The 10161-nt window shown below is 70.8% G+C and carries 8 protein-coding genes and 1 pseudogene; all 9 read left to right on the top strand.

All coding sequences use genetic code 11. The annotated features are described in order from the left end of the window. A partial coding sequence (locus tag JNW91_RS26145) for a glycosyltransferase family 4 protein (RefSeq protein WP_203178023.1) occupies positions 1–857 on the top strand: 857 nt, incomplete at its 5' end. A 480-nt stretch (positions 858–1337) separates the two neighbouring features. Beyond that, positions 1338–2957, top strand: coding sequence for a serine/threonine-protein kinase (locus JNW91_RS26140; protein ID WP_203178021.1), 1620 nt, complete (start codon positions 1338–1340; stop codon positions 2955–2957). 103 nt (positions 2958–3060) lie between these two features. Continuing rightward, a complete protein-coding gene (locus JNW91_RS26135; RefSeq protein WP_203178019.1) occupies positions 3061–3870 on the top strand; it encodes a metal-dependent hydrolase in 810 nt (269 codons plus the stop codon). Further along, on the top strand, positions 3867–4775 hold the full coding sequence (locus JNW91_RS26130; RefSeq protein WP_203178017.1) for an amidohydrolase family protein: 909 nt from the start codon (positions 3867–3869) through the stop codon (positions 4773–4775). Before JNW91_RS26135 ends, JNW91_RS26130 begins: the two co-directional genes overlap by 4 nt. Positions 4776–5129: 354 nt before the next feature. After that, the gene (locus JNW91_RS26125; protein WP_238425729.1) at positions 5130–6179 is read left to right on the top strand and encodes a LacI family DNA-binding transcriptional regulator; all 1050 of its coding nucleotides are present in this window, start codon (positions 5130–5132) and stop codon (positions 6177–6179) included. Between the two features lie 86 nt (positions 6180–6265). After that, positions 6266–7570, top strand: a complete 1305-nt coding sequence (locus tag JNW91_RS26120; RefSeq protein WP_203178014.1) for an ABC transporter substrate-binding protein — start codon at positions 6266–6268, stop codon at positions 7568–7570. 66 nt (positions 7571–7636) lie between these two features. Next, positions 7637–8605, top strand: a complete 969-nt coding sequence (locus JNW91_RS26115) for a carbohydrate ABC transporter permease (RefSeq protein ID WP_203178013.1) — start codon at positions 7637–7639, stop codon at positions 8603–8605. 70 nt (positions 8606–8675) lie between these two features. Next, a complete protein-coding gene (locus JNW91_RS26110) occupies positions 8676–9488 on the top strand; it encodes a carbohydrate ABC transporter permease (protein ID WP_309244491.1) in 813 nt (270 codons plus the stop codon). After that, positions 9485–10161: pseudogene (locus tag JNW91_RS26105) on the top strand (alpha-xylosidase); the annotation flags it as partial. The gene JNW91_RS26110 and the pseudogene JNW91_RS26105, both read left to right, overlap by 4 nt.

Raw genomic sequence — 10161 nt, 5'->3', positions numbered from 1 at the left:
ACCGCACCATCCACGGCGTCGAACAATGGCTCAGCAACGAATCCGGCCGGGTCATCGTCTGCTCCGGATACATGCGCGACCAGGTGAACGCCCTGTTCGACCTACCGGCCGCGCAGGTCGACGTGGTGCCCAACGGGGTCGACGGCCGCGCCTGGCGGGCCCGGCCGCGTGCGGTCGCCTCGGCTCGCGCCCGGTTCGCGGGGAGCGGCCCCCTGGTCGGGTACGCCGGACGGCTGGTCTACGAGAAGGGCGTGCAGCATCTCGTACACGCGGTGCCCCGGCTGCGCGAGCAACACCCCGGGCTGCGCGTGGTGATCGCCGGCGACGGCCCCTACCGCGCCGAGTTGGAGGCGGAGGCCCGCCGGCTGGCGCTCTGCTCGACGGTCCGCTTCACGGGTTTCCTCGACGCCACCCAACTGCCCGCGGTGCTCGGCGCCACCGACGCGACAGTGGTGCCCAGCCTCTACGAGCCGTTCGGCATGGTGGCGTTGGAGGCGGCGGCCGCCGGCGCGCCGCTGGCGGTGGCCCGCACCGGCGGCCTCGCCGAGATCGTCGAGCCGGGCGTGACCGGTGTGACCTTCCCGCACAGCAACCCGGACGCGCTCGCCGGCGCGGTCGGTCAGCTCCTCGGTGACGAGGTCTTCGCCCGTCGGGTCGCTCGGAGGGCCCGCACCATGGTCGGCGAGCGGTACGGCTGGGCCACGATCGCTGCCCGCACCGCCGCCAGCTACGCCACCGCCCGCCGCGAACACGGGCCCCTACAGGCCCGGCGCGCCGCCGCCCGACTGGCGGGTGGACGTACCCCGATCGCCATTCCGGAGGGCAATCTGCTCGCCGCCGACCACGCCGCCTGCTGAGGTGAGTCGGACCACCGATAGGTGACCTCCGCCCCCGACGAGACGCTGCGCCGCGAGGTCGCGGCCAAGGAGGTCGTGCCGCCGAGCCGGCTGGCCGACCACGAGCGGGGCCGAGCTGCGCTCGCGCACCCTGTGGGAGGTGTGCGGCGGCCCGGCTCACTCACCCATCCCGCCGTGGTCCGGCTTCACGGCTCGTCCCGGTCGAGGGCAGCCCGTGGATCGTGGGGGCGGAGTGGGAGCCCGGCAACAGGCCGTCATGGCCGGCCGCTGGATGCGGGGCTGGATCACCGACGACAGGGACTGGACCCGGGCCGGCGCGGACTGGACGACGGCGCGAAAGAGTTTCCGACCACCCCCCTGACCTGCACCGAATGGTCATGATCGGGACCACCGTCCGGCGTGGATCGAGGCCGCTCAGCGGATGAGAAAACCAAAATCGGTGGCTATCGTGTAACTCGGGGTGACCGAGGGGGAGCAACCGTGCAGCAGTTGCTGATCGCGGGCCGGTACCGGCTGCTCGACCTGGTCGGCACCGGCGGAATGGGTCGGGTGTGGCTCGCCCGCGACGAGATGCTGCATCGCGACGTCGCGGTGAAGGAGGTCGTGCCGCCGTCCTGGCTGGCCGAGGCCGAACGCGAGGGGCTGCGCCTACGGACGCTGCGCGAGGCGCGCACCGCCGCCCGGCTCAACCACCCCAACGTGGTCCGCATCTACGACGTCGTGCATGACCGGGGAAGCCCCTGGATCGTGATGGAGTACGTACCGTCACGCTCGGTGCAGCAGATCATCAGCGCGGAGGGCCCGCTGAGCCCGCAACGTACCGCCTGGATCGGGTTGGCGGTGCTCGCCGCCCTGCGGGCCGCGCACACCGCCGGGGTGCTGCACCGCGACGTCAAGCCGCACAACGTGCTGGTGGCCGACGACGGGAGGGTGGTGCTCACCGATTTCGGGCTGGCCACGTTCGACGGTGGCGACGGGCTGATGACGGGGCCGGGCTCGGTGCTCGGCTCGCCGCAGTTCGTCGCCCCGGAGCGGGCCCGCGAAGGGGTGTCGGACGCGCGTACCGACCTGTGGTCGCTGGGCGCGACGCTGTACGCGACCGTCGAGGGGCAGTCGCCGTACGCCCGCACGAGCGCGATGGCGACGCTCAGCGCGCTGGCCACCGACCCACCGGACCCGATGCGCCGGGCGGGGCCGCTGCGTCCCGTCCTCGACGGTCTGTTGCAGCGCGATCCCTGGCGGCGGTTGACCGCCGCCGAGGCGGAGCCGCTGCTGCGGAGGGCTGCGGCCGAGCCCGGCCAGCCCGCCGAGATGGCCCGTTCCTCCGCGGTGGCGGCGGTACGCAGCGCGAGCCGGGCCCTGGCGCAGACCCCGGTCGACCCGCTCGGCAGTCCCGCGCCGCCGACCGCCCAGCCGAGGATCCGTTCCTCCGGACGGCGTCGAGTGCTGATCGGCCTGACGGTCGCGGCCACCGTGCTGGCCATCGCCGGCGGCGTCACGGTGGCGCTGTCGACCCGGGACACCGAGCGGACTCCGCCGTCCGGTTCCGGGGGTGGCGCGGCCACCGCCCGGCCGGCCGCGTTCGCCTGTGCGACGCCTCCGCCTCCGACGGCGACTCCGGTGGCGTCGGTGTCGCCGGCGGCCGACGGGCGGTACGCGCTACGCGAGGGCTGGACCTGGCACGACGACCCGGACGGGTTCCGGATCGCAGCCCCGGTGGGCTGGGCACGCTGGACCGAAGGCGCGGCGACCTGCTTCCGCGAGGTCGACGGGGCCCGGGTGCTCAGCGTCGAGGCGGGGCCGCCGCGAATCGACCCGCTGGCGTACTGGAGGGCCGAGGAGGCTCGGCTCACCCGCGGCGAGGCGCTGCCCGGCTACCGCAAGGTGGACATCTCCCCCATGGACATCTTCGAGGGCGGCGCGGTGTGGGAGTGCGGGTGGGAGAACGCCGCCGGCGAGCAGGTGCACAGCTTCCGCCTGCTGGCCAACACCTCGGCCGTACGTTCCTACACCGTCTCGTGGTTGACAAAAGAGTTCGACTGGCAGGTCAACGCGGCATACTTGCCGATGATCCGGCAGAGCTTCACTCCTGCTTCCTGACACCGTCCTGTGTGGATCGTCCGGGTGCTGCCCCTGCGGCACCGGCGCTGACTACAGTGGCGTAGTTTTGGGCGCTCAAGATCCCTGGGGAGGGTGAGCCGAGATGATGGGACCGTCGCACGCGCTGTCCGGCGCGGCGGTGTGGCTGGCCGGGTCCTGGGCGCTGGACCAGTTCGCCGACTACCACCAGTCGCCGCTCGCGTTGGCGGTGGGCACCGCGGTGTGCGCGGGTGGCGCGCTCTTTCCCGACCTCGACATGTCGGGCAAGGTGACCCGCAACCAGGGTGGCGCGACCGTGGCCCGCACCTTCGGGGTCTTCTCGCTCTTCGCCGCCGAGGTGATGGAGAAAATCTCCCTCGGGGTCTACTACGCCACGAAACTCAGCAAGGATCCCCGCCGCAACAACGGGCACCGGACGCTGACCCACACGCTTCCGTTCACGGTTCTGGTCGGATGGGGTACCACCGCGCTCTGCGCCGCGTACGGCAAGTGGGCGGTGATCACCATCCTGTTCTTCATGTTCGGCCTCGCGATGCGCGGGCTGTTCGACGAGTGGGCCGAGCGGGCCGGCTGGGTGATCATCACCCTCGCGTCGGCCGGGGCGGCCTGGTTCACCTTCGCCAACCTCCCGGGCGGGCGCGGCTATCCACTGATCGGCACCGCCGTCGGCGTGGGCTGCTTCGTGCACATCCTCGGTGACATGATCACCCGGGCCGGCGTGCCGATCCTCTGGCCGATCCCGATCAAGCGACGCATGTGGACGATGATCGGCCTGCCGAACGGCATCGCCCTGCGTACCGGAAGCAAGGCCGAGGTGGTCGTGTTGCGCGCCGTGCTGACCGTCGTGGCGGTGCTCGCCACGGCGGGCCTCGTCGCGCCGTCGGTGCTGCAAAGGTTCAACATCGAGATATGACCGACCCGGCCACGCAGCCACCGCCCGAAGCTGACGAGCGGGTGCCGGATTTCTGGCGCGCGCTGGGGCTGCCGGGGCTCGCCGACGTGCACGTGCACTTCCTGCCGCCGCGACTGCTGCGCCGGGTGTGGGCGTACTTCGACGCGGCCGGCCCTCTGGTCGGCACCGAGTGGCCGATCCGCTACCGGTGGAGCGACGCCGACCGGGTCGCGCACCTGCGCCGGCTCGGCGTGCGGGCGTTCAGCGCGTTGGCGTACGCGCACCGGCCGGGCATGGCGGCGGAGCTCAACCGCTGGACGCTGGACTTCGCCCGGGACACCCCGGGCTGCCTGGCCTCGGCCACGTTCTTCCCGGAGCCGGACGTCGTCGGGTACGTCGAGGCGGCGCTCGCCGGTGGCGCCCAACTGTTCAAGGTGCACCTACAGGTCGGCGGCTTCGCGCCGACGGATCCGGCGCTGGACCCCGTCTGGGGGATGCTGGCCGACGCGGGGGTGCCGGTGGTCGTGCACGCCGGTCACGCCCCGGTGGGGACCGCGCACACCGGGCCCGACCCGTTCGCCGCTCTCCTGGCCCGCCACCCTCGGCTGACCGCGGTGGTGGCCCACCTCGGCGCCCCGGACTACCGGGCCTTCCTCGACCTGGCGGAGGCGTACGAGCGGGTGCGGTTGGACACCACCATGGCGTTCACGCCCTTCTTCGATCAGTTCGTCCCCTTCCCCGCGGACGAGTTGCCGCGACTGCGCGAGCTGGGGCTGGCCGGCAAGGTGCTGCTGGGCAGCGACTTCCCGAACCTCCCCTACCCGTACGCCGACCAGGTGACCGGCCTGGCCCGACTGGATCTGGGCGACGACTGGCTGCGCGCGGTCTGCTGGGACAGCGCCGCCGCGCTGTTCGATTTGTCCTGAGCTCGACCACCGCGCCCCACGCCCCACGCCCCACGCCCAAGATCGCACCCCTGGATCGGCGAGGAAGATCCGCGCAACTTCCCGGATGTTGCTGCCTCTGGCGGGCGGGAGGCAGCAACATCCCCGATGTTGCGCGGATCTTGGCCGCGACGATCATGTGCGACCGACCGACCGGTGCGGCCCCAGCGCGGGCTGGGCGGGGCTGCCGCGCGCCCTCTGAATTCTTTTCGACAGCGGCTATTGACGTCGCCGTAACAGCTGGCCTAGCGTCTGTCGAACCGCTTCGTCGAAACGCTTCGACGAAGATTCGGGAGCGGTCCCACGCCTGGCCGGAGGAGGTGCGCGGTGGCCACCATGCACGACGTCGCCCGCCTCGCCCGCGTCTCGGTCAGCACCGTGTCGTACGTGCTCACCGGTGCCCGCCCGATCTCCCAGGCCACCCGGGACAAGGTGCTCGCCGCCATGGCCGAGCTCGACTACCAGCCCAACGCGATGGCCCGCGGCCTGGCCAGCCGGCGCAGCCGGATCCTGGGCCTGCTGATGCCGATGGACGAGCGCGGCCTGGGCGCGACCGAGACCGCCTTCGTCACCGGCGCCGCCGCCGCGGCCAGCACCGCCGGCTACCACCTGGTGCTCTCGCCGGTCGGCGGCGGCAACCTCGACGACCTACGGCGGCTGGCCACCCAGCGGATGCTCGACGGCGTCGTGCTGATGGAGGTGCAGCTCGCCGACGAGCGGGTCACCGTGCTCCAGGAGGCCGGCGTACCGCTGGTCCTCATCGGTCGCACCGGCGACACCAGCGCGCTCTCCTACGTCGACATCGACTTCGAGCAGACCGTGCGGGAGGCCGTCGCGCACCTGGTCGGGCTGGGGCACCGGCGGATCGTCTACGTCAACCATTCCGCCGCCACGCTGGCCACCGGCTACGGCCCCGCGCTGCGCACCCGGGACGCCTTCGTCTCGGCGATGACCGGACACGGCCTGGAGCCGGTGATGATCGCGGCCGAGGACAGCGCCGCAGGTGGGCGGGCCGCCCTGGCTGCCGCGTTCGCGCAGGCCCCGGAGCTGACCGCCGTGCTGGCCATGAACGAGACCGCGATCTTCGGCATTCTCGGCGAACTGACCGGTCGCGGGCTGTCGGTGCCCGACGACGTCTCGGTCGTCTCGATGGTCACCTCGCCGCAGGTCGCCGAACTGGCCACCCCGGCGCTGACCGCGATGACGTCCCCCGGGTCGGCGCTCGGCCGCATCGCGATCGAGGCGCTGCTGCGCCACCTGGACGGCCCCGGCGGCCCGCGCCACCAGCAGCTGCTGCCGTGCGCGCTGGAGATCCGGGGATCGACCGCCGCGCCGCGACGGGCGGCCCTGGTCACCTCCGAACCGTCGCCGACGGGTGGGGGCTGACCAGCGAAGACGGCCCGCCGTCGCGCTGCAACGCGACGACGGACCCAGTGAAGTACCGGGCTCGATACTCAACGAGGAGGATAGCAATGCAGCGATTCCGCCGGATCGTCGCCGCGATCGCCCTGGCGGCGACCGCGACGACCACCGTGGCCGCGTGCGGCGGTGGTGACAGCGAGGACGACAGCGGGGCCAAGACCCTCAAGCTCTGGCACTACGAGAGCGAGAACAGCGCCATGGGGGTCGGCTGGAACCGGGCCATCGAGATCTTCAAGGCCGAGCACCCGGGCGTCGAGGTGCGCTTCGAGCGCAAGGCGTTCGAGCAGATCCAGCAGAACGCCGGCATGATCATCAACTCGTCCGAAGGCCCGGACATCATGGAGTACAACAAGGGCAACGCCACCGCCGGCCTGCTGTCCTCCCAGGGCCTGCTCACCGACCTGAGCGCCGAGGCCGACAAGCGCGGCTGGGCCGGCAAGCTCAGCCCCAGCCTGCAGACCACCGCCCGGTACAGCGACAAGGGCGTGATGGGTTCGGGCAACTGGTTCGGCGTCCCGAACTACGGCGAGTACGTCACGGTCTACTACAACAAGGACCTGTTTCAGCAGAACGGCGTCAAGGTGCCCACCAGCATGGCCGAGATGACCGCCGCGATGGACACCTTCGTCGGCAAGGGCGTCACCCCGCTGGGCATGGCGGGCGCCGAGTACCCGGCCGGGCAGCTCTTCTACCAGTTGGCCCTGTCCAGGGCCGACCGGCAGTTCGTCGACAACTACCAGCTCTACAAGAACCCGGTGGACTTCAAGGCCGACCCGCTGAAGTACGGTGCGGACACCTTCGCCGAGTGGGTACGGAAGGGCTACATCGCCAAGGACTCGGCGAGCCTCAAGGCCGAGGACATGGGCACCGCCTTCATCGGCGGCAAGGTGCCAATGATCGTCTCGGGCAGCTGGTGGTACGGCCGGTTCAAGGCCGAGATGAAGGCCAACTGGGACACGTTCCTCTTCCCGGGCAACACCCTGCAGGCCGGCTCCTCCGGCAACCTCTGGGTGGTCCCGGAGAACAGCAAGGCCAAGAGCCTGGCGTACGACTTCATCGACATCACCCTGCGTCCGGAGATCCAGGACCTGATCGGCAACAACGGTGGCGTCCCGGTGGCCGGTGACCCAGCGAAGATCAGTGACCCGAAGGACCGCAAGCTGATCGAGGACTTCAACGCGGTCAGCAAGCAGGACGGCCTGGCCTTCTACCCGGACTGGCCGGTGCCCGGCTACTACGACGTGCTGGTCGGCGGCTTCCAGGGCCTGATCAACGGGTCCAAGTCCCCTGACCAGGTGCTCGACACGATCGCCAAGCCGTACGCCGATGGCGTCAAGGAGATCACCGGCAAGTGAGACGGCGAGCGGCGGGCGCGACCGGCACGACCGGCGCGCCGCCCGCCCCGCCGGGAAGGATCTTCCATGGCAGTCTCCGAGACCGTCGTCGCCACCCAACCGGCGGCGACCCCCACCCCTCCCGCGTCCCGCCGCAGACCTCGCGGCCGCAACGCGGCGTACTGGCTTTACCTGCTCCCCGGAGCGGTGCTGTTCATCCTGGTCATCGGCGCACCACTGGTCGGCACCCTCTACCTGTCGCTGACCAAGTGGTCCGGCATCGGCGACCCCCGGTGGGTCGGCCTGGACAACTACCAGCAGCTGCTGCACGACGACGTGTTCTGGGCGTCGTTCCGCAACACCATCGCCATGATCGTCGCGATGGTCGTGGTGCCCACCCTGCTCGGGCTGCTGCTCGCCGCGGTGCTCTTCGACGTCATCGGCCGCCGGTTCAAGCCCCGCACGGCCGCCGCGCTGCGGGCCGCGTTCTACCTCCCGCAGGTGCTGCCCGTCGTGGTGGCCGGCATCGTCTGGGGCTGGATCCTGCGCCCCGACGGCGCGTTCAACAGCCTGCTCGACGCGGTCGGTCTCGGCGCGCTACGCCACGACTGGCTCGGCGACCCGGGCACCGCACTGCCGGTCGTGATGGCGGTGATGATCTGGGTGCAGATCGGCTACCCCGTGGTCGTCTTCATGGCGGCGCTCCAGCGGGTCGACCCCGAGCTGTACGAGGCGGCCGAGGTCGACGGCGCGAACTGGTTGCACCGATTCCGGGCGATCACCCTGCCGCAGATCCGGCCGGAGACCTTCGTGGTGGCCCTGACCTGCACCATCGCCGCATTGAAGGTGTTCGGGCCGATCTTCGCACTGACCCGGGGCGGCCCGGAGAACGCCACCAACGTGCCGTCGTACTTCGCGTACTACACGTTCTTCAAGAAGCTCCAGGTCGGCTACGGTTCCGCGATCTCCACGGTGCTCACGGTGATCATCATCGTCGTCGCCGGGGTCTTCATCTGGATGCAGGCCCGCAGCGAGCGCCGGGACCGGGGGTTCTGAGATGGCCGTCATAATCACCGAAGCCCCCGCGCCGGCCCGCCGGCCCGTACGCGATCGGCACCACCGTGGCGTGAGCCGCTGGGTGGTGCTCACCCTGGTCACCCTCGGCGCGCTCGTCATGCTGGTGCCGTTCGCGTTCATGCTGCTCAACGCGTTCAAATCGCCGGGCGACTACTCGTCGAGTGGTCCGCTGAGCTGGCCGACGGAGTTCTACACCAAGGGTCTGCGGACGTACTGGACCGAGGTGAACTTCCCGCTCAAGCTCTGGAACTCGGCGCTCATCGCCGGCTCCGTGGCGGTGCTCGGCGTGGCCGTGTCACTGCTCAACGCGTACGCCCTGGGCATCGGTCGGGTCCGCGGGCGACTCTGGATCGTCGGGCTGTTCCTGCTGGCCAACATGCTGCCGCAGGAGGCGCTGATCTACCCGCTGTACTACGTGGCGAAGGAGATCGGCCTCTACAACACCCAACTCTCGGTGATCATCATCTTCACCGTGATCCAGAGCGCGTTCGGCACCTACCTGCTGGCCTCGGTCATGGGGACGTTCCCGCGCTCGCTGCTGGAGGCCGCCGCGCTCGACGGCGCCGGCAAGTGGACGGTGCTGTGGCGGGTGGTCTTCCCCAACCTGCGGCCCACCCTCGCGGTGCTGCTCATCTTCTTCTTCATCTGGACCTGGAACGAGTTCCTCATCCCGCTGGTCATGCTCATCGACAACCAGACGCAGACCATCCCGGTCGCGCTCGCGTCGTTGCAGGGCGACCGGCTGATGGACGCTCCGACCACCAACGCCGGCGCGCTGATCAGCCTGGTCCCGGCCATCCTCTTCTTCCTCATCTTCCAGCGCACCCTCGCGCGCGGCATCACGGCAGGAGCCGAGAAGTGAAGTTCACCGACGGGTACTGGCAACTGCGCCCCGGTGTCAGTGTCCTGCGCCCCGGCACCGTCGAGTCGATCGAGCCGGACGAACGCGGCTTCACCGTCTTCGCGCCGACCGGTCAGATCACCGGACGCGGCGACACCCTCAACCGGCCCGTGGTCACCGTCCGGTTCTTCTCCCCCGCCCCCGGCGTCGTCGGGGTCACCATCGCCCACCACACCGGCGGGCTGCCCCGCGAACCGCACTTCGGGTTGACCACCGACGACGCGCACCCGGTCACCGTGGACGTCACCGGCCTCAGCGCGTCGTTGACCACCGGCGACCTGACCGCCCGCGTCGCGCTCGTCGACGGCTGGCGGGTCGAGTTCCTGCACGGCGACCGTCTGGTCACCGCGTCCACCGGACGCAGCATCGGCGTCGTCACCGACGCCGAGGGCCGCCGGCACGTCCACGAGCGGCTCGCGCTGGGCGTCGGCGAGACGGTGTACGGGCTGGGCGAGCGCTTCGGCCCGTTCGTCAAGAACGGCCAGACCGTCGACATCTGGAACGCCGACGGCGGCACGGCCAGCGAGCAGGCGTACAAGAACGTGCCGTTCTATCTCAGCAGCGCCGGCTACGGGGTGTTCGTCGACCACCCGGAGCACGTGTCGTTCGAGGTCGGCTCCGAGGTCGTCACCCA

Origin of the sequence: Micromonospora parastrephiae, assembly GCF_016802865.1 — a bacterium.
Classification (GTDB): Bacteria; Actinomycetota; Actinomycetes; order Mycobacteriales; family Micromonosporaceae; genus Micromonospora; species Micromonospora parastrephiae.
The sequence above is the reverse complement of the archived record's forward strand: the minus strand, read 5'-3'. Positions and strand labels throughout refer to the sequence as shown.

What these genes read in the sequence shown, in the direction of transcription:
- JNW91_RS26135 (WP_203178019.1), top strand. Translation starts at nt 3,061, where the DNA reads ATGATGGGACCGTCGCACGCGCTGTCCGGCGCGGCGGTGTGGCTGGCC.
- JNW91_RS26130 (WP_203178017.1), top strand. Translation starts at nt 3,867, where the DNA reads ATGACCGACCCGGCCACGCAGCCACCGCCCGAAGCTGACGAGCGGGTG.
- JNW91_RS26125 (WP_238425729.1), top strand. Translation starts at nt 5,130, where the DNA reads ATGCACGACGTCGCCCGCCTCGCCCGCGTCTCGGTCAGCACCGTGTCG.
- JNW91_RS26120 (WP_203178014.1), top strand. Translation starts at nt 6,266, where the DNA reads ATGCAGCGATTCCGCCGGATCGTCGCCGCGATCGCCCTGGCGGCGACC.
- JNW91_RS26115 (WP_203178013.1), top strand. Translation starts at nt 7,637, where the DNA reads ATGGCAGTCTCCGAGACCGTCGTCGCCACCCAACCGGCGGCGACCCCC.